The following is a 20,345-nucleotide window of genomic DNA, read 5'->3' as shown; positions in this document are numbered from 1 at the left end:
TTATTGATTCTTTTTTTTTTCTAGTAAAATTTTGACATGATTTATAATAGAATCACGATCAATTTTATATTTTTTTAATAACTCCATCGGCTTACCACTTTCACCAAAAGTATCATTAACAGCAACTAAACTTTGAAGTATAGAAAGTCTTTTAGTAGTAATTACTCTAGCTATACTCTCTCCTAATCCCCCAAAATAATTATGTTCTTCTGCTGTTACAATACATTTTGTTTTATCAATGGAATTTAATATTAGTTTTTCATCTAATGGTTTTATTGTATGAACATTAATAACTTCACAAGTTATTCCCTCTTTTTCGTATAATATTCTAGATGCTTCTAAAGATTCCCATACTAAATGCCCAGTACTTACAATAGTAATATCTTTACCTTCGGTTAGAATAAGGGCTTTTCCAATTTCAAATATTTGATTTTCATCTGTAAAATTAGCTACAGCAGGCCTTCCAAATCGGAAGTATACTGGACCTAAATAGTTGGCTATAGATAAAGTTGCTGCATAAGTTTGGTTATAATCGCAAGTATTAATTACTGTCATACCAGGAAGCATTTTCATCATTCCAATATCTTCTAAACTTTGATGTGTGGCACCATCTTCACCAAGTGTTAATCCGGAATGAGAAGCACATATTTTCACATTTTTATAAGAATAAGCAATGGATTGACGTATCTGATCATATACACGAGATGTTGCAAAATTTGCAAATGTTCCAGCAAAAGGAATATATTTTCCAATACTTAGTCCCGCAGCTATTCCAATCATATTAGCCTCTGCAATTCCAATTTGAAAAAATCGTTCAGGAAATTCTTTAGAAAAACGAGTCATAAATAAAGAACCGGTAAGATCTGCACATAATGCAACTACTTGATGATTTTTTCGACCTAATAAAGTCAAAGCCTTTCCAAATCCTTCTCTAGTTTCTTTGAATCCTTTATTTTTATATATTTTTATCATAATTTTTTTATATTTTTGGAAAATCCCCTAAAGTTTCAGGAAGTTGGAATAGTGCTTTTTTTAATTCCTCTTCGTTAGGAGATTTTCCATGCCATACATTATTTCCTACCATAAAATCTACACCGTATCCCATTTCGGTGTAGAGAATAATTATGACAGGGCTACCTTTTCCAGTCTCATTTTTTGCTTTTTTTAAAATATTAATAACCTTTTGAATATTATTTCCTTTTAATTCTTCTAAAACTTTCCAATCAAAAGATTCAAATTTTTTTTTTAGATTTCCAAGAGGAAGTACTTCATCGGTATTTCCATCTATTTGTTGTCTATTGTAATCTACAGTAGCTATATAATTATCTATACCTTTAGATCCTGCATATAAAACAGATTCCCATATCTGTCCTTCATTCAATTCTCCATCTCCATGTAAACTATAAATAAGACTATTATTATCTTTACTAAGTTTTTTAGATATAGCTACACCAATTGATACCGACATCCCTTGCCCCAAAGATCCTGAAGAAATTCGTATTCCTGGAAGATTACCATGTACAGAAGGATGTCCTTGTAAACGAGAGTTTAATTTTCTAAAAGAAGATAATTCTTTTATAGAAAAAAAACCAGAACGAGCTAATACACTATAATAAACAGGAGATATATGTCCATTTGATAAAAAAAAATGGTCTTCTGCTTTTCCCTCCATAGAAAATTTTTTTGGATCATAATGCATTATTTCTTGATATAAAGCAACAAAAAATTCAGTACATCCTAAGGACCCACCAGGATGTCCAGAATTTGCGTTATTTACCATACGTAATATATCTCTTCTAACTTGAGTACATAAATTTTTTAAATAACGTATACGTACATTTACATTCATAATTTTAAAAAAATTTATAGAATTTTATTTTTTCACAAAAATAATAATTAATTATGAGTATTCTAAACAGAAAAGCAAGATTTCAATATAATTTTATAGAAGAATATACAGCTGGAATTCAATTATTTGGTACTGAAGTTAAATCTATAAGACAAAATAAAGCTAATATAACGGAAAGTTTTTGTCAGATAAAAAATGGAGAATTATATTCTATTAATATGTACATTTCTGAATATAAATTTGGAACTACTTGGAATCATTCAAGTAGAAGAGAAAGAAAATTATTATTAACTAAAAAAGAACTAATAAAAATAGAAAAAAAGTTAAAAGTACCTGGATTAACTATTATTCCTAATAAATTATTTTTTAGTAAAACAGGATATGTTAAAATCCAAATCTTTTTGGCTAAGGGTAAAAAAATATATGATAAACGTAAATCTATCAAAAATAGAGATATGATTCGTGAAATAAAAAGAATATTTTAAAAGATAATTTTTAAAATCATATATATAATTTATATTTGTTTAAGGTTCAAATTCAAAGAAATTATAGTTCTATGAAAAAAAAATTTAATTTTTTTATTATTACTTTTTTTGTTTTACTTTCATCTGTATTCTCTCAATATTCTCAGAAAAAATGGTCTATTCGAATAGGAGCAAATGATATTAATTATTATCCAAGGAGTTATCCTATTAAATTTTTTTTACACAAAAAAAATAATAGCATCAATCCTATTTTTTCTAATGTAGAATTGGTACATCATATCAATAATAATCTGGGGGTATATTTAGAGGGGGCATTAGGAATGGTTGACAATAATAGATGGAGAATAATAGATGGATTTTTCTTAAAATTTGGTCCTGGAATTAATTTCTATTTGTTACCTAAATATTGGTTTGATCCTTATTTTAGATTAGGAGGTGGGTATCATCAATTTAATTATCAAAATAGAACATTAAGGATTTCAGGATCAAAAACTTATAAATTGAATAAGAAAAATTTTTTTCTATTAGATGGAGGATTAGGTATCAATTTTTGGATTGTATCTAATTTTGGGATTAATATTCAAAGTACCTATAATCATGTATTTGCAAATCATTCAAGAGATTATTTAAATTTTTGTAAACATTCTCTTGGATTTGTATTCCGTTTTGGAGGAGAAAATGAAAATTATTCTGATGATTATGATAATAAAAAACCAAAAAAAATAATAGAAATAAATAAAGAAGATTCTTATTTACCTTCTATAATAGAAAAAAAAGAGGATAAAAATATTATAGAAAATTCGGAATATGAAAATAAAATTTGTTTCGAAAAAGAGGATTTAGATAACGATGGTATTTTAGATAAAGAAGATTTATGTCCTGATCAATTTGGATTAAAAAAATTTAAAGGATGTCCGGATACAGATTCTGATAATATTCCAGATATTGAAGATATTTGTCCCAATAAATATGGAATAAAAGAAAATAAAGGATGTCCAAATAAAATAATTTTTAAACCTATTTTATTTAATCTTGGAAAATATAAATTATCTTCTAATTCATTAAAAATTATTAATCAAATTTCTGAAATTATGATCAAAAAACTTCCTAATTCTAAATTTTATATAAATGGATATACAGATTCTTATGGAAAATATTCTTATAATAAAATATTATCCTTAAAAAGAGCAAATTCTGTATTTGAAGCTTTAGTTACCAAAGGTATAGATCCTTCTAGGATGGAAGTTAAAGGATTAATAAAATCTGCAAAAAAGAAAAGTAAAGGAAGATATGTTGAAATAACAATCAAAAAATAATCATAAAAAACCTCTTAATTTTTAAGGGGTTTTTTATTTTCTTTTAGAAAAAGAAAATGAAATATAGAGACTTAATTGATAAAGAATCAATAGAGGAATTAAAACGATTATCGTACTTAAAATATCTCCAGGAGTAATTGCAGAAGCAATAATTAATATTATCAAAAAAGCATGTTTTCTATATTTTTTCAAAAATGTATAAGTTATTAATTCTATTTTAGTAAGAAAATAGATAAAAATTGGGAATAAAAAAGTTATACCCATAGAAAGTATAGAATGCATCATCAAAGATATATAATCCGATAAATCAAATATATTTTTTGGAATAGAACTAATCCTAAAAGTATAACCAAAATGAATTAAAAATGGACATAATATAAAATATCCAAAAAGAATTCCAAATATAAATAGAAATGTAACTGTTATAATGATTCCCCGAGAATATTTTCTTTCTTCATCAGTAAGAGCAGGTTTTATAAATTTCCAAAATTCATAAAATATATAAGGAAAAGATAAAATAAATCCACCGAGAAAACAAGTCCATATATACATATTAAATTGGCCAAATATTTGTCTATTTTGTATTTCCAAATTTTTTGTAAAAAAAAAAATAGGATTATGATTCATCCCAAAAAAAAGAAATTCTAATTTAGAAAATATTCGGTAAGTAATAAAATCTGTTTTTGCGGGACCGAAAAGAATATAATCAAATATAACATATTTATTATTCATCAAAATAATAGTTGAAATTATAATTGCACATAAACTATGAATCATATGTTTTCTTAAATCTTCAATGTGTTCCCAAAACGGCATTTTCTTTTTTTTCATTTTTCATAATAATATATATAGAAATACGATAAAATACTTCTTTTTTATTTACAATAAATTGTAAATTTCACAGAAAAATATTTTTATCATCAATGAAATGTGGAATTATTGGGTTACCAAATATAGGAAAATCAACATTATTTAATCTTATTTCTAATTCTAAAGCTTTATCAAAAAATTTCCCTTTTTGTACCATAGAACCAAATTATGGAATAACAAAAATTCCAGATAAAAGATTATGTGAATTAAAAACCTTGATTAATCCCAATAAAATAGTTCCATCAAAAATAAAAATAGTAGATATTGCTGGATTAATTAAAGGTTCACATAAAGGAGAAGGATTAGGTAATAAATTTCTATCCCATATTCGTGAAACAAATGTAATAATCCATATGATTCGTTGTTTCAACGATATTAGAGTACTTCATGTAGAAGGGGAAATAAACCCAATTAGGGATAAAGAAATTATTGATATAGAATTACAGTTCAAAGATCTAGAAACGATAGAAAAAAGACTAGAAAAAACTTATAAAAATAAAAAATCTATAAGTACTATATTATTACAAAAAGTTTTTTCTTTTCTAAAAGAAGGAAAAAATATTAGAATATTTCCATTTAAAAATAATGAAAAAAAATACATAGAGGATTTACAGTTACTAACTATTAAACCAGTCCTTTATGTATGTAATATAGATGATAAAAATGATTTTAATATAAAAAAGATAAAAGAAATGGTAAAAAAGGAAAAATCAACTTTAGTCATTTTATCGTTAAAAAAAAAATCATATGATCAGAAAAAAAATTACATTTCCGGAATTAATAAGATTATTAAGGAATCATATAAGTTATTAAACTTACAAAGTTTTTTTACAATAGGAAAAGAAGAAATACGTGCTTGGTCAATTCCAAATCATTATACTGCTTACCAAGCTTCTTCGGTAATACATACAGATTTAAAAAAAGGATTTATTTGTGCAGAAATTATTCATTACAAAGATTTTATCAAATATGGTTCGAAAGAAAAAGCTAAAAAAGCAGGAAAAACATTTTTAGTAGGAAAAAATTATCTTATTAAAGATGGAGATATTATCCATTTTCGATTCAATCAATGAAAAATTTTTTTTTGGAATAGTTAATTCCTTTTAAGGTTTCAAAAATTAACTGTATTGTTTTTTCCACATCTTTTTTATGGACCATTTCTACTGTAGTATGCATATATTTAAGAGGTATGGAAATTAAAGAAGAGAGAACACCCTTATTATAATATGCAAAAGCATCCGTATCGGTCCCCGTATATCTAGATGAAACTAAACGTTGAAAAGAAATTTTTTTATTTTTAGACGTATCAATAATAAATTCTCTAATTTTTTTATGTATTGAAGGAGCATATCCAATCACAGGTCCTAAACCACATTTAATATCCCCCTGTATTTTTTTATCAATCATCGGGGTATAAGTATCATGTGTTACATCAGTAACAATAGCTATATGAGGTTTTATTGCATGAGAAATCATTTTAGCTCCTCTCAATCCTACTTCTTCTTGAACCGAATTCACCACATATAAGCCAAATTGTAAATCAATTCCATGTTCTATTATCATTTTTGCTACTTCTGCAATGATAAATCCTCCTATTTTATTATCCAATGACCTACAAACAAAATAATTATGATTCATAATAAAAAATTCATCAGGATAAGTGATAAAACATCCTACATGAACACCCATTTCTTCTACTTCTTTTTTATCAAAAGCCCCAATATCTATGAAAATATTATCTAAATTAGGTTTTTTTTCTTCTAAAGATTTTCTTGTATGGATAGCTGGCCAACCAAATACCCCATTTACTAATCCTTTTTTTGTATGTATAACTACTTTTTTTGATGGAGCTATTTGATGATCCGATCCTCCATTTCTGGAAACATATATTAATCCATCTTTTGTAATATAATTTACATACCAAGATATTTCATCTGCATGAGCTTCAATTATTAATTTGTAAGGAGAATTATTTGGATTAATAATTCCTACTACGGTTCCATACAAATCAGTTACTATTTTTTCTACATAAGAATTAATATAATCTTTCCATATTTTTTGACCTTCACTTTCGTATCCAGTTGGGGAAAAACTATTTAAATATTTATTAAGAAATCTTATAGATTGATCACTTATTGAATAACGGTTTTTATTATCCATAATTTTTTATCATTAAATATTAATATATCCTTCAAAAATAAATTTTACCGATCCTGTTAAATTTATTTCTTTATAATATTTATCATGTATTTTTTTAAATGAAATCCATAATTTTCCTCCTAAAGTATAGGCTAATACCTTTCCATAAACATTATTATAATAATATGCAAAAACCCCTTTTTCATAAGCTGCAATAGAAGAAGCTGTAACTCCTGTTCCACAGGATAAAGTTTCTTTTTCCACTCCTCTTTCGTAAGTCCGTACTTTTATCATATTATTTCCAATAACTTCTACAAAGTTAACATTGATACCATCTTCTTCATAAGGTTTTTGAAATCTAATTTTTCTACCTTCTTTATTAACATCTATTTTTTGAATATTTTCTACAAAAAGAATATAATGTGGAGATCCAGTATTTAAAATAGTATAATTTGGATAAATTTGGATCATATTTATTTCTATGTCCATGAGATTTATGCATATCAAATTTTTATCCTTTATTATACCATAGTGAATTCCATCTATAGCTCTAAAATAGATTTTATTTTTTTTTTTTATTCCTAATTTTTTCGAAAATAAAATTGCACAACGTGCTCCATTACCACACATTGTACTTTCTTTTCCATCAGAATTATAATATTTCATATAAAAATTGCTTTGAGAATCATTTTTAATTAAAATAATTCCATCAGCTCCAATTCCAAAATTCCTATTACATAATTTTGTAAACAAAGCAGGGAGACATACCGGAATTTTTTTTTTTCTAATATCTAGTATTATAAAATCATTTCCCGTTCCTTGGTATTTAAAAAAATTTAATTTCATAAATAAATATTAAGAAAAAGTTAACATTATTTTTTGAATAAAGTTTACTTTATAAGTATCATATTTATATATTTGTGTAATAAGGATAGTTATCTTATAATAAGAAGAAATAAAAATGAAAAAAATAGTTGTTTATATTGTGATTAGTAGTATCATGAGCTCAGTAATGACTATTGCAGTATACAAAAAATATACTAAAGAAGATTCCCAATTATTTCCATATGGATCTTCGTTGGAAAGAACGATACCCTCAAACTCATCTTCATTAATTAGTTCTGCTGGATTACCTGATTTTACAAGAGTAGTAGAAAAAACAATACATGCGGTAGTAAATGTAAAAAATTATTCTAAAAAATATAGTAATCGATTGAATTTTGATCCATTTGACTTTTTTTTTGGATTTCCTGATGATTTTGGAGGAAGAGGAAAAATACCTCAAAGAAATGAGATACCTGGACTTCATGGATCTGGAGTCATAATATCTCCTGATGGATATATTGTTACAAATAATCATGTCATAAAAGATGCAGATAAAATAGAAATTACTCTTAGTGATCAAAGAACTTATAGAGCAAAATTGATTGGTACAGATACAAGTACGGATATAGCTTTATTAAAAATTAATGAAAAAAAATTACCTTTTATTTATTTTTCGGATTCTAATAAAGTACAAGTAGGAGAATGGGTTTTAGCAATAGGAAATCCTTTTGATTTGAATTCTACTGTTACTGCAGGTATCATAAGTGCTAAAAATAGAAATTTAGGAATATTAAGAGGAGAGACTCAAACAGCTATAGAATCTTTCTTTCAAACAGATGCAGCTGTTAATCCTGGTAATAGTGGAGGAGCATTAGTAAATACTAATGGGGAACTAATTGGAATTAATACGGCAATTTCTTCTAATTCAGGAAATTTTATAGGATATAGTTTTTCCGCTCCTTCAAATTTAGTTGGAAAAGTAATACAGGATATAAAGAAATACGGAACGGTACAACGTGCATATTTAGGAGTTAGAGGAATGGATCTTTCTAAAGCAGAATATTTAAAATCTTATAATAATGAAACACATCAAAATATAAAACCACAACAAGGATTTTTAATTGGAGAAGTATTTGACAAAAGTGGTGCCTATGAAGCAGGTCTTCAAAAAGGAGATATTATAAAAAATATAGACGGAAAACCGATTCAAAATGTAGCAGATTTATCTTTTATAGTTGGAACTAAACATCCAGGAGATAAGGTAAAAGTTAATATTTTACGTAACAAAGAAAAAAAAACTTTTAACGTTACTTTAAAAGATTCACAAGGGAGAACAAAAATTAGAAAAAGAGAAGAAATAACACCATCGGAATTACTAGGTGCTACTTTTGAAATTCTTGGAAAAGATTCCAAAAAAGATTTTGGAATTAATTATGGTATTAGAATTACAGAAATAAGAACCGGTCGTTTAAGTTCTATAGGTTTAGAAGAAGGAGATATTATTTTATCTATTAATGGAGAAAAAATAAGAAAACCTAATGATGTAGATCGTATCTTAAAAAGATACAAAGGAGATGTAACTATAAAATCTATTAAACAAAATGGTCAAGTATATATCGTAGGATTTGAAATGAATTAATTTTTATTTCTATTCCAATAAATGAATAATGTGATTACTCCCATAATTATATTTGGAAGCCAAATAGATAAATAAGAAGGGAAATACTCTTTGGTAGAGTATACTTTTGATATTTCTATAAAAAAAATATAAAAAAAAGCTAATATTAATCCAATAATGAGATTTACTCCTATTCCTCCCTTTTTCATTTTTGATGATATCGATAATCCTAAAATAGTAAATATAAAAGTAGAAAAAGGTAAACTTGTTCTTTGATAATACTCATTCAAATGCCTATTTATGTTATGGCTTCTTTTTTTTTTTTCTATATTAATAAATTTTTTAAGTTCTGAAATGGTCATAGTTTCTGCTATATACTCTTCCGGTAAAAGTTCTTCCGGAGTCATAGAAAAATTTTTTTTTATATAAATTCCTTTGAATAATATATCTTTATTCTTTTTTATATAAGTTTCTATATAATCATGTAGAATATATATACGATATTTTTTGGACCAAAAAATATTTTTAGCTTTTAAAATATATACTAATTTATTCCCATTAAGTTTTTGATAGGTAAATCCATGTCCTATATTTTTTTTTTTTGAAAAATTTCTAATGAATAGATATTCATTATTGGAAATTTGAGTACTTATTGCTTTACTATTTTCGTATTTACTTTTTTGGCTTAAACTTAATAAATATTGATAATGAAATTTATTTTTTATTTTGTTAGCCATGGGTAAAAAAGAATAATTCATGATTAAAGAAAATCCTCCGATTAAAAATGCTGAAATTAAATAAGGAATAGTAATTCTTTTTAAACTAATTCCACTACTTAGAATAGCGGTCATTTCTGAATTTTTAGTTAATCTAGATGTAAAAAAAATAATAGATAAAAAAACGGAAATAGGGGAAAAAGTATTGGCTAACCATATAGACCAAAATGGGTAATAATGAATTAAAGCCTGTTTGATTGATCCTTGATTGTTTTCCAACCTATGCATACGTTGAGAAATATCTATAACTATAGATAGTATCTGTAAAAAAAAAGTAATAAATATATAAGTAATAAGAACATTATAAATAATATAACGATCTATTTTTTTCATTTTATGAATGTTCTTTTCATGAATAAATTATAGATTATTTTCAATAAAAAAAAAGTAATTTTTAAAAAAATTATTTTTAGTTTTTTTTATTAAATTAAAATAATAATAAATAAAGGTTATATAAGGATACATTCATTATCTACCTCCATCATCATATATTCCAACCTATTATAATAAAATAAAATATTTTAACATTATACTTTATTTAATAATTTTATTAAATTTTTTGATAAAATAAATTTTAAAATCTACATTATTTTTTTAAGTATAGATTTTTTTTATAAAAAATCTTATATCCAACATCATATAGTTCATTAGTTTGGAATAGATTTAACACTTTATTTTAAATTTACTAGAATAAAAATAGAAGTTTCTATTTTTACATGATTTTTTTATCTATTATAGAGGATGTTTTTATAATATTTATTAAATTAAATTTTTAATAAAAATTTTACCAAATTATATGTGAAAAATATAAGGATAAAGCATAATTTCGTTTTCAATAGAAAATAAATACCTATTCAAAGAGTAAAAAATGAAATTTCAACATGATTATTACCATAAACCAGTTCTACTCAAAGAAAGTATAGATAATTTAGTTACAGATAAAAATGGAATTTATATAGATGTTACATTTGGTGGAGGAGGACATTCTTATGAAATTTTAAAAAAATTAGATCGAAAAGCTATTTTAATTGCTTTGGATCAAGATGAAGAATCTATAAAAAATAATTTCATCAAGGATAAACGTTTTCATTTATTCCAAAAAAATTTTATACATATAAAAAATGTATTGAAAAAACTTCATATTAAAAAAGTATCAGGATTATTAGCTGATTTAGGGATATCTTCTTTTCAAATGGATAATCCTATAAGAGGATTTTCTCATCAATTAAACTGTCCTTTAGATATGAGAATGAATCAGAATATAAATTCTTATTCTGCTTTACATGTGATCAATAAATATTCAAAAAATGAATTATTTAATATATTTTACAAATATGGAGATTTCAAAAATGCAGTAAAAATTACTGAAAAAATATTAAAAAGACGTTTAAAAAAACCTATTACAACTACCTTAGATTTAAAAAATATTTTTTTTCTTAAAAAATCTTCTTTTAATAAAAGAAAAAAATTTTTTTCTAGACTTTTTCAGTCTATACGAATAGAAGTTAATAATGAAATAAATATTTTAAAAAATTTTTTACTAGAATCTTCGGAAGTTATCCTACCAGGAGGTAGAATTTCCGTGATTTCTTATCATTCAATAGAAGATAGAATTACAAAATATTTTTTTAAAACAGGATTATTTAAACCAAAAAATAGTAGTCAGATCGATATAATTCCATTTAAAATGATTCATAAAAAAGTCATTAAACCTAGTATTCAAGAAATTATTGACAATCCAAGATCTAGAAGTGCTAAGTTAAGAATTGCGGAAAAACTATAAATCAATAATAATTAATGAAGACTAATTTCAAAGATATACTGAAAGGAAAATTTTTAGTGAAGGAAGATGCATATCGTAGTTGGAATTTTATTGTTTTTATTACTATTTTATCTTTAATAAGCATTACTAGTTCTCATATAATGGATCGTAAAATTAGAAAAATTACGAATATAAATGAAGAAATAAAAGAACTTCAATCTGAGTATGCAGATATTCATAGTAAATTTTTGAAAATGAAACTATCTTCCGTTTTAAATAAACTAGTAAAGATTAATGGTTTAAAATATTTAGAGGAGCCACCATACGAATTAATTTTAGTAGATAACAAAGATATGGATCTAAAAAGAAAATGATGAAACAAAAAAGGTATATGTTATTGTATAAATCCTACTTCATTGGTTTTTTATTTCTTTTTATTGCTTCCCTGATTATTTTTAATTTATTCTACATTCAGAATTGTTCATATAAATATAAAAATTCTTTTATAGAAAAAACAATTAGAACTAATTTAATTAAGGCAAAAAGGGGAAATATTTATGCATTAGATAGCAGTATTTTAGCAATGTCTATCATAAAATATGATATTCATATTGATTTTAGATCAATATCAGAAAAATTATTTAAAGAAAATATTTTTTTTTTGTGTAATTCTTTAGAATCTTTATTTAAAAAACCAAGAAATTTTTTTTATAAAAAATTTCAATACGAAAAAAAAAAAGGAAATAGATATTTTTTATTAGTAAAAAATTTAGATTATCCACACTTTAAAAAATTACGAAATTTTCCAATTTTTAATAAAGGAAAAATACGAGGAGGTTTTATTGTAGAAAAAAAAAATTTCAGAGTCCATACATTAGAAAGTATAGGAAAAAGAACTTTAGGATACGATGATCATAGGGGAAAAGTTGGTCTAGAAGGAGCTTTTAGTAAGTATCTTAAAGGAAAAAATGGACAACGATTAGAACAGAGGATTAGTTCTAATATATGGAAACCCTTAAATTCAGGGAATGAAATTGATCCCGAAGATGGAAAAGATGTCTATTCTACTATAGATATATCTTTACAAGATATTGCTTATAATGCTTTACTTCATGAACTAACTATTTCTCATGCAGATCATGGATGTGTTATTCTTATGAAGGTAAAAAGTGGTGAAATTAGTGCTATGATTAATTTAGAAAAAACAAAAAAAAATATTTATGAAGATTTAAGAAATTTTTCTGTATGGGAATGTAGTGAACCTGGATCTACTTTCAAAACTATGGCAATTCTAGCAGCTTTAGAAGATAAAAAAATAGAAATGGACATGATGGTGAATACTAAAGATGGGATTATGAAATTAAGAGGAAAAAAAATCCGAGATAGTCATTACAGTGGATATAGAAAAATGAATTTAAAACAAATTTTGGAACATTCTTCAAATGTAGGAATAGCAAAAATTATTTATAAAAATTACAAAGAAAATCCGAAAAAATTCATAGAACATTTTATAAAATGGAAATTAGATAAAAAAATTGGAATAGATATTCCAGGTGAAAGTTCCCCTTTTATTCCAAAACCTGGTGGAGATAATTGGAGTAGTATTACATTACCATGGATGACTTTCGGATATAATTTGAAACTAACTCCTTTACAAATTCTAACTTTTTATAATTCTATTGCTAATAAAGGAATCATGATCAAACCTATTTTTATTAGAGATATTAAATTTTATGGAAAAAGTATTAAAAAATATCCAATACCTATTGTAATGAATCCTTCTATTGCATCAAAAAAATCTATAAAAAAAATTCAAAATATGCTAGAAGGAGTGGTAAAAAATGGAACAGCTAAAAAATATTATCATCCAGAATATCCTTATGCAGGAAAAACTGGTACAACCCAATTAGATTATTGGATAAAAGGTAAACCTTTGTCTTACAATAGTTCTTTTGTAGGATATTTTCCTGCAAAAAATCCAAAATATTCTTGTATTGTAGTTATTTCAAAACCAGAAAAAGGATATTACGGAATAGAAATTGCTGTACCAGTATTTGATAAAATAGCTAGATCAATTTATCCAAAAATTGGAAAAAAGTATCTTAACAAAAATAATAAAGTAGATATTAATTTTATAAAAAAAATTAAAGAATCAAAAAATTCTTCGTTAATCCATTATTTTGATCAAGGGATTATGCCTAATATAATTTCTTTTCCAGGAAAAGAAATTATACCTCTATTAGAAAATAGAGGTATAAAAATACAATATAAAGGGATAGGAAAAGTTTATTTTCAGTCTATAAAGCCAGGAAATAAATTGAAAAAAAATAAAGTTATTTTTCTGAAATTAGAAGAATGAAAAAACTACTAATGGATATTTTAATAAAAGTGAATATATTAAAAATCATAGGATATTCTAAAAAATGGATAGAAGGGATTTCTATACATTCTAAAATGGTAAAAAAAAATATAATTTTTATAGCTAATCAAGGAATAAATACAGATGGTCATTTGTTTATTATAGAGGCTATCCAAAATGGAGCAAATATCATAGTTTGCGAAAAAAAACCTTCTTTAATACAAAAATCTATAACCTATGTCCTCGTAAAAGATTCAATAGAAGCTTTAGGAACTATTTCTTCTAATTTTTATGATAATCCTACCAAAAAAATAAAATTGGTCGGCATTACGGGTACAAATGGAAAAACATCCATAGCTACAATACTTCACTATTTATTTTATAAAATGGGAGAAAAAAATATACTTATTTCTACTATGGGTATTAAAATTATGTCGAAAAAAATTACTACTTTACATACAACTCCAAATATTATTGAAATAAATAAATATTTAAATATATCGATCCAAAAAGGATGTAAATATGCATTTATGGAAGTAAGTTCACATGGAATTCATCAAAAAAGAATTACAGGATTGTTATTTACAGGAGGAATATTTACTAATATCACACATGATCATTTAGATTACCATAAATCTTTTGATAATTATCTATCAACTAAAAGATTTTTTTTTGAAAATTTTTTACATAAAAATACTTTTGCATTAATTAATGTTGATGACAAAAATTCACATAAAATAATAAAAAATGTTTTGGCTAAAATTTATTTTTACGGAATAAAAAAAAAAGCAGATTTTAAAATTAAAATTTTAAAAGAAAATATCAATGGTAATGAATTAATAATGGATAAAAATAAATTTTTTATCGGTTTAATTGGAAAATTTAATATTTATAATCTATTGGCAAGTTACGCTACAGCTATATTATTGGGTAAAAAAAAATATGAAATATTAAAAAAAATAAAGACTATAAAACCTATAAAAGGGCGTTTTGAACAATTTATATCCTATTCTGGAATTCGTATAATTGTTGATTATGCTCATAATCCAAATGGATTAAAAACGGTTTTAAATACTATTAAAAAAATAAAAAAAAAAGAGGAAAAGTTAATTTGCGTAATAGGTTGTGGAGGAAATAGAGATAAAAAAAAACGTTCATTAATGGGAAAAATTGTTTATGATTTATGTGATAGATCAATTTTTACATCAGATAATCCTAGGGAAGAGGACCCCAAAAAAATATTAATTGATATGAAAAAGTTTAGATCATATTTAAAAAAAAAGGATATTTTGACAATTGTTAATCGAAAAGAAGCTATTAAAAAAGCTATTCAATTAGCAAAAAAGAAAGATATTATTGTTCTAGCAGGAAAAGGACACGAAAATTATCAAGAAATTAAAGGAATACGTTACCCTTTTAACGATATGAAAATTGCTAAAACGTTATTAAAAAATTATAATAGATAAGGATTGATATGTATGATCATTTTTCCTATTTTTAAGTATTTAATTTCAAATTCTATAATCATAAATTCTGTTTTTTATAGATCTGTAATAGCATTTATTTTATCTATTTGTATATCCTTTTTTACCAATAAAAAAATTATTTTATGGAATAAAAAAAAAAGTATAGGAGAACGAGTACGAAATTTGGGTCTAAAGGAACAAAAAGAAAAAGAAGGGACTCCTACAATGGGAGGATTAATTATTATAATTTCTGCATTAATTCCTACCATGGTCTTTTCAAGATTAAATAATTTATATATCCTAATTTTGATAATTACTACATTATGGATGGGAGTACTTGGTTTTATAGATGATTATATAAAAATAAAATATCATAAAAATGGACTTAGTTTCATGGGAAAAATATTAGGTCAAATAATCCTAGGTATTTTTATCGGAGTTTTTATGTCTTTTAATAAAAAAATCACTACTTTTAATCAAAAAATAGATTATTGTTCTAAAAAATATCCATCTTTATTAGTATCTGAAGAACATAATTTTAAAACAAATATTCCTATTTTTTCCCATATAAATGAATTTGACTACGCCAATATTTTTAAAAAAAAATGGAAAAAATATACATGGATTATTTTCGTACCTATCGTTATTATAATTATTACATTTATATCTAATGGGGCTAATATAACCGATGGGATTGATGGATTAACTGCTGGGGTATCTTCGATTATATTTGCAACATTATCCTTATTTTCTTTAATTTCCAGTAGTAAAATTTACTCCTATTTTTTTCATTTTTTGTATATTCCTAATATAGGAGAAATCACAATATTCTCATTTTCTTTTTTAGGATCTTTAATTGGATTTCTTTGGTATAATGCCTATCCAGCACAAATTTTTATGGGAGATTGTGGAAGTTTAACTATAGGAGGTGTCATTGCAGCAATATCCATATTAATTAGAAAAGAATTAATACTTCCTATTTTATGTGGAATTTTTTTTATTGAAAATTTTTCTGTAATAATACAAGTGTTGTATTTTAAATTTTATAAAATAAAATATGGAATAGGAAAAAGAATTTTTCTGATGGCTCCTTTACATCATCATTTTCAAAAACTAGGTTATCATGAAAGTAAAATAGTCTATCGTTTTTTAATCATACAAATGATGCTTTCTATGATAGTAGTTATTTTATTAATAACATAAAAAAAATAATACAATGAAAAAAAAATTCATTGTTGTATTGGGAGGAGGAGAGAGTGGAATTGGGGCAGCTTTATTAGCTAAAAAAAATGGTTTAAAAATATTTTTATCTGATTCTGGAATTATTCTAAATAAATATAAAAAAATTTTAGTAGAAAATCAAATTCCTTTTGAAGAAAAAGGACATACAGAAAATATGATTCTTAAAGCTATCAAAGTGATCAAAAGTCCGGGTATTTCTAGAGAAAATATTTTGATAAAAAAAATTAATTTTTTAGGAATTCCCATTATTTCCGAGTTAGAATTTGGAAAAAGTTATCTTAATTCTTCTTATATTATTAGTATTACAGGAAGTAATGGAAAAACTACAACAAGTTCTATTGTGTACCAAATTCTTAAAAAAGATGGATTTCATGTAGGAATTGCAGGAAATATTGGAAATAGTTTTTCCAAAGAAGTACTAAAAAAAAAAGAATTTTATGTATTAGAAGTGAGTAGTTTTCAACTGGATGATTGTTTTAATTTTCGTTCAAATATTGCAGTATTATTAAATATAACAAGGGATCATTTGAATATATATAAGAATTTTCAAGGATATATATCTTCTAAATTTAGAATTGTTACTAATCAAAATAAGGAAGATATTTTTATTTATAATTATGATGACCCTATTATAAAAAAGGAATTAAAAAAATATAAAATTTTATCTCATTGTATCCCTTTTTCTATAAAAGAAGAATTGAAGGTAGGGGCTTATATCAAATGGAATAATATTTTTTTTCGTAAAAAAAAAAATAAAAAAGAAATATGTCTTCTAAATATAGAAAAAATATCTTTAAAGGGCGATCATAATTTATATAATATATTAGCATCAGTTATTATTTCTAAAATATTGAATGTTAAAAAGAAATCTATTATCCATTCTTTATTGGACTTTTCTCCTATAGAACATAGGATGGAAAAAGTATTAAATATTAATGGAGTACAATTTATTAATGATTCTAAAGCTACTAATGTAAATGCAGTTTTTTATGCATTAAAAAGTATGAATTCTCCTACAATATGGATTGTAGGAGGAAAAGATAAAGGAAATGATTATAGTGAATTATTACCATTGGTTAAAAAAAAAGTAAAATTTATAATTTTTTTAGGAAAAAAAAATAAAAAATTTATAAATTTTTTTCAAGATTTTATTGATATTATTATAATAACAGAATGCCTTAAAAATGCGGTTCGAATAGCTTACATATTATCTATGCCTGGAGATAATATATTATTATCTCCTGCATGTTCTAGTTTGGATATTTTTAAAGATTATAAGGAAAGAGGTCATAAATTTAAACAAGAAGTAAAAAAAATTTTCTATGAAAAAAATAGATATTTTTTTTAATAAATATATAAAAGGAGATAGATATTTATGGGCATTTATTACCTTATTAGCTATATTTTCCTTTTTACCAGTATACTCAGCAAGCACAAATTTGGTTACTATATATGGAGTAGAGTCGAATACTGTATTCCGTTATTTATTAAGACATACCATTTTTTTGTTAGTGGGGTTTGGAATTCTTTTTTTTACTCAATTTATAGACTATAAATATTTTTATCGTTTTTCTATACTTACAATTCCTATAATTTTAATTTTACTTATTTTTACAATTAACCAAGGGAAAGAATTAGATGGGGTAAATGCATCTCGTTGGTTGCATATACCCATTATTAATATATCTTTTCAAACTTCCAATATTGCTGGATTAGTTATTTTTATTTACTGTGCTAGATATTTAGCAAGAAAAAATAAAGAAAAAATTTATTTTATTAATTCCTTTTTTTACTTAATTTTTCCTATTTTTTTTATTCTTGGATTGATATTTCCCGCTAATGGTTCTACTGCTGTAATTGTTTTTATTTCAGTTTTGATTATTCTTTTTATAGGAGGATATCCTTTTACAGGAATTATAGGGATTTTATTTATGGGAATAATCTCAGCAGGAATCTATATTTTTTATGTAATAAAATGGGGGGAAAAAAAACCTATAAATAGAGTTTATACATGGAAAAATCGTATAGAAAATTTTCTTAATAATGAATCTGAAGAAAATTATCAAATAAAACAATCTAAAACAGCCATTATTTTAGGAAATAAATTTGGTCGTGGCCCTGGAAAAAGTGTTTTGAAGGCTTTTCTTCCCCAATCTTCTTCAGATTTTATTTATGCTATTATTATAGAAGAATATGGATCTTTTGGAGGAATTATTCTTCTGTTTATTTATATTCTTATTTTGCTTAGAATTATGGTGATTGCTACGAAAGTACAAAATTATTTTTGTACTTTATTGGTTCTTTCTGTAGGGGTCCCTATTATAAATCAAGCACTCATTAATATGGGAATCTCTGTAGGGTTATTCCCTGTGACAGGACAAACTTTACCACTTATTAGTGCTGGAGGTACTTCTATGTGGATTACCTTTTTTAGTTTTGGTATAATATTGAGTGTAAGTAGAATTATATATGATGATTCTTATTATAAGAACATAGAAAAAAGGAAAAAAAATCATAATGAAAAATACTTTTCCACCTAGAATAATTATTGGAAGTGGAGGAACAGGTGGACATATTTATCCAGGAATAGCTATAGCAGATGAGCTTAAAAAACAGATTCCAGAAGTCAATATTTTATTTATTGGATCTAAGAATAACATGGAAATGCAAGAAATACCTAAATTTGGATATCAAATTGAAGGTATTTGTATTTCAGGTGGGAAAGATAAATTTTTTTCTATATCAGGATTTTTTATTCAATCAATAAAATTAGTGTATAGTTACTTTTTAGCAAAAAAAATTTTAAAAAAATTTTCTCCAGATATAGTTATTGGAACTGGTGGTTACGTTAGTTTTCCAACTTTATATGCTGCAAAAAAAAAGAAAATTCCCATTATTATTCAAGAACAAAATTCATTTCCTGGATTTACCAATAAAATATTTTCTCGTTATGCTCAAAAAGTATGTATTGCTTTTGAAGAATCAAGAAAATATTTCCCTAAGGGAAAAACTATAATTACGGGTAATCCAGTACGATCTGAAATATTGAAAAAATTTTCTAGTAGAAATAAAGCTTGTCATTATTTAGGATTAAAAAAAAATCGACCTATTATTCTATCTATGGGAGGAAGTCAAGGGTCCAATAGTATCAACAATGCTTGGATGAATGGATTAAAAAAACTGATCCATTTTGATATACAACTTATTTTGCAAGTTGGAAAATCTAATATTCATAGAATAAAAAAAAATAATCCTCTTTCTAATCATAAAAATTTTATTGTAATAGAGTTTATTGAAAATATTCCGATATGTTATGCAGCAGCAGATATTATTATATCTAGAGCAGGAGCTTTAACCATATCAGAAATATGTTTAATAGGGAAACCTTATATATTAATTCCTTTTCCATGGTCTTCAGATGATCATCAAAATAAAAATGCTAAAATATTGGAGGAAAAAGAGGCTGCTATAATAATTAAAAATGAAGAAATAGAGAAAAAATTAGTGGATTCAACAATACAAATACTTAACGATTCTGATAAAAAAAAAAAAATGAGTAAAAATATTTTACAATTAGGGAAACCTAAAGCAACAAACGATATTGTTAACGAAATTTTACATATCCTTTTAGGATAAAT

Annotated in this window: 17 protein-coding genes and 1 pseudogene; 12 read left to right on the top strand and 6 right to left on the bottom strand. The window is 24.4% G+C overall.

The features are described 5' to 3' along the window. Window positions 1-972, bottom strand: a complete 972-nt coding sequence (locus BLBCPU_RS01895; protein WP_014246312.1) for a transketolase family protein — start codon at window positions 970-972, stop codon at window positions 1-3. 7 nt (window positions 973-979) lie between these two features. Next, window positions 980-1,849: a transketolase gene (locus BLBCPU_RS01890; protein WP_014246311.1), complete on the bottom strand. Its 870-nt coding sequence runs from the start codon at window positions 1,847-1,849 to the stop codon at window positions 980-982. A gap of 53 nt (window positions 1,850-1,902) precedes the next feature. Here BLBCPU_RS01890 and smpB point away from each other — a divergent pair, with 53 nt between their 5' ends. Together smpB and BLBCPU_RS01880 are read left to right on the top strand one after the other, a co-directional pair. Beyond that, window positions 1,903-2,334 (top strand): SsrA-binding protein SmpB, encoded by a 432-nt coding sequence (gene smpB / locus BLBCPU_RS01885; RefSeq protein WP_014246310.1) that lies wholly within the window; start codon window positions 1,903-1,905, stop codon window positions 2,332-2,334. Window positions 2,335-2,405: 71 nt separating this feature from the next. Continuing rightward, complete coding sequence (locus BLBCPU_RS01880; protein WP_014246309.1) at window positions 2,406-3,650, top strand: OmpA family protein; 1,245 nt, start codon at window positions 2,406-2,408, stop codon at window positions 3,648-3,650. 33 nt (window positions 3,651-3,683) lie between these two features. Here BLBCPU_RS01880 and tatC read toward each other — a convergent pair. Further along, window positions 3,684-4,488: pseudogene (gene tatC, locus BLBCPU_RS01875) on the bottom strand (twin-arginine translocase subunit TatC). Between the two features lie 85 nt (window positions 4,489-4,573). Between tatC and ychF the strand changes: the two are divergent. After that, on the top strand, window positions 4,574-5,593 hold the full coding sequence (gene ychF / locus BLBCPU_RS01870) for a redox-regulated ATPase YchF (RefSeq protein WP_014246307.1): 1,020 nt from the start codon (window positions 4,574-4,576) through the stop codon (window positions 5,591-5,593). Here the strand turns inward: ychF and BLBCPU_RS01865 are convergent. Both BLBCPU_RS01865 and dapF read right to left on the bottom strand, forming a co-directional pair. Next, complete coding sequence (locus tag BLBCPU_RS01865) at window positions 5,583-6,680, bottom strand: M42 family metallopeptidase (RefSeq protein ID WP_014246306.1); 1,098 nt, start codon at window positions 6,678-6,680, stop codon at window positions 5,583-5,585. The two genes, ychF and BLBCPU_RS01865, sit on opposite strands and share 11 nt — an antisense overlap. Before the next feature lie 12 nt (window positions 6,681-6,692). After that, on the bottom strand, window positions 6,693-7,505 hold the full coding sequence (gene dapF, locus BLBCPU_RS01860) for a diaminopimelate epimerase (protein ID WP_014246305.1): 813 nt from the start codon (window positions 7,503-7,505) through the stop codon (window positions 6,693-6,695). A 115-nt stretch (window positions 7,506-7,620) separates the two neighbouring features. On the opposite strand from dapF, the gene BLBCPU_RS01855 reads away from it, so the two are divergent. Next, window positions 7,621-9,123 (top strand): Do family serine endopeptidase, encoded by a 1,503-nt coding sequence (locus tag BLBCPU_RS01855; RefSeq protein WP_014246304.1) that lies wholly within the window; start codon window positions 7,621-7,623, stop codon window positions 9,121-9,123. On the opposite strand, the gene BLBCPU_RS01850 is transcribed toward BLBCPU_RS01855, so the two are convergent. After that, window positions 9,120-10,211: an LptF/LptG family permease gene (locus BLBCPU_RS01850; protein ID WP_014246303.1), complete on the bottom strand. Its 1,092-nt coding sequence runs from the start codon at window positions 10,209-10,211 to the stop codon at window positions 9,120-9,122. The two genes, BLBCPU_RS01855 and BLBCPU_RS01850, sit on opposite strands and share 4 nt — an antisense overlap. 535 nt (window positions 10,212-10,746) lie before the next feature. On the opposite strand from BLBCPU_RS01850, the gene rsmH reads away from it, so the two are divergent. Genes rsmH through murG form a run of 8 tightly spaced genes read left to right on the top strand, consistent with a single transcriptional unit; the run spans window position 10,747 to window position 20,343 of the window. Next, a complete protein-coding gene (rsmH, locus tag BLBCPU_RS01845; RefSeq protein WP_014246302.1) occupies window positions 10,747-11,661 on the top strand; it encodes a 16S rRNA (cytosine(1402)-N(4))-methyltransferase RsmH in 915 nt (304 codons plus the stop codon). A 14-nt stretch (window positions 11,662-11,675) separates the two neighbouring features. Beyond that, the gene (locus BLBCPU_RS01840; RefSeq protein ID WP_014246301.1) at window positions 11,676-12,014 is read left to right on the top strand and encodes an FtsL-like putative cell division protein; all 339 of its coding nucleotides are present in this window, start codon (window positions 11,676-11,678) and stop codon (window positions 12,012-12,014) included. After that, a complete protein-coding gene (locus BLBCPU_RS01835) occupies window positions 12,011-13,999 on the top strand; it encodes a penicillin-binding protein (protein WP_014246300.1) in 1,989 nt (662 codons plus the stop codon). The genes BLBCPU_RS01840 and BLBCPU_RS01835 overlap by 4 nt, the downstream gene beginning before the upstream one ends. Beyond that, a complete protein-coding gene (locus BLBCPU_RS01830) occupies window positions 13,996-15,465 on the top strand; it encodes a UDP-N-acetylmuramoyl-L-alanyl-D-glutamate--2,6-diaminopimelate ligase (RefSeq protein WP_014246299.1) in 1,470 nt (489 codons plus the stop codon). Before BLBCPU_RS01835 ends, BLBCPU_RS01830 begins: the two co-directional genes overlap by 4 nt. A 12-nt stretch (window positions 15,466-15,477) precedes the next feature. Then, window positions 15,478-16,668 (top strand): phospho-N-acetylmuramoyl-pentapeptide-transferase, encoded by a 1,191-nt coding sequence (gene mraY / locus BLBCPU_RS01825; RefSeq protein ID WP_014246298.1) that lies wholly within the window; start codon window positions 15,478-15,480, stop codon window positions 16,666-16,668. 13 nt (window positions 16,669-16,681) lie between these two features. Further along, window positions 16,682-18,055 (top strand): UDP-N-acetylmuramoyl-L-alanine--D-glutamate ligase, encoded by a 1,374-nt coding sequence (murD, locus tag BLBCPU_RS01820; RefSeq protein WP_014246297.1) that lies wholly within the window; start codon window positions 16,682-16,684, stop codon window positions 18,053-18,055. Beyond that, window positions 18,030-19,247, top strand: a complete 1,218-nt coding sequence (locus BLBCPU_RS01815; protein ID WP_014246296.1) for an FtsW/RodA/SpoVE family cell cycle protein — start codon at window positions 18,030-18,032, stop codon at window positions 19,245-19,247. The genes murD and BLBCPU_RS01815 overlap by 26 nt, the downstream gene beginning before the upstream one ends. Then, window positions 19,225-20,343 carry an undecaprenyldiphospho-muramoylpentapeptide beta-N-acetylglucosaminyltransferase gene (murG, locus tag BLBCPU_RS01810; protein ID WP_014246295.1) on the top strand — a complete coding sequence of 373 codons (1,119 nt, stop codon included), beginning with the start codon at window positions 19,225-19,227 and terminating at the stop codon, window positions 20,341-20,343. The genes BLBCPU_RS01815 and murG overlap by 23 nt, the downstream gene beginning before the upstream one ends. Window positions 20,344-20,345 lie beyond the last annotated feature (2 nt).

It is taken from the genome of Blattabacterium sp. (Cryptocercus punctulatus) str. Cpu, assembly GCF_000236405.1.
Lineage (GTDB): Bacteria > Bacteroidota > Bacteroidia > Flavobacteriales > Blattabacteriaceae > Blattabacterium > Blattabacterium punctulatus.
Note: the sequence above shows the minus strand (reverse complement) of the source record. Positions and strands in the feature narration are given on the sequence as shown.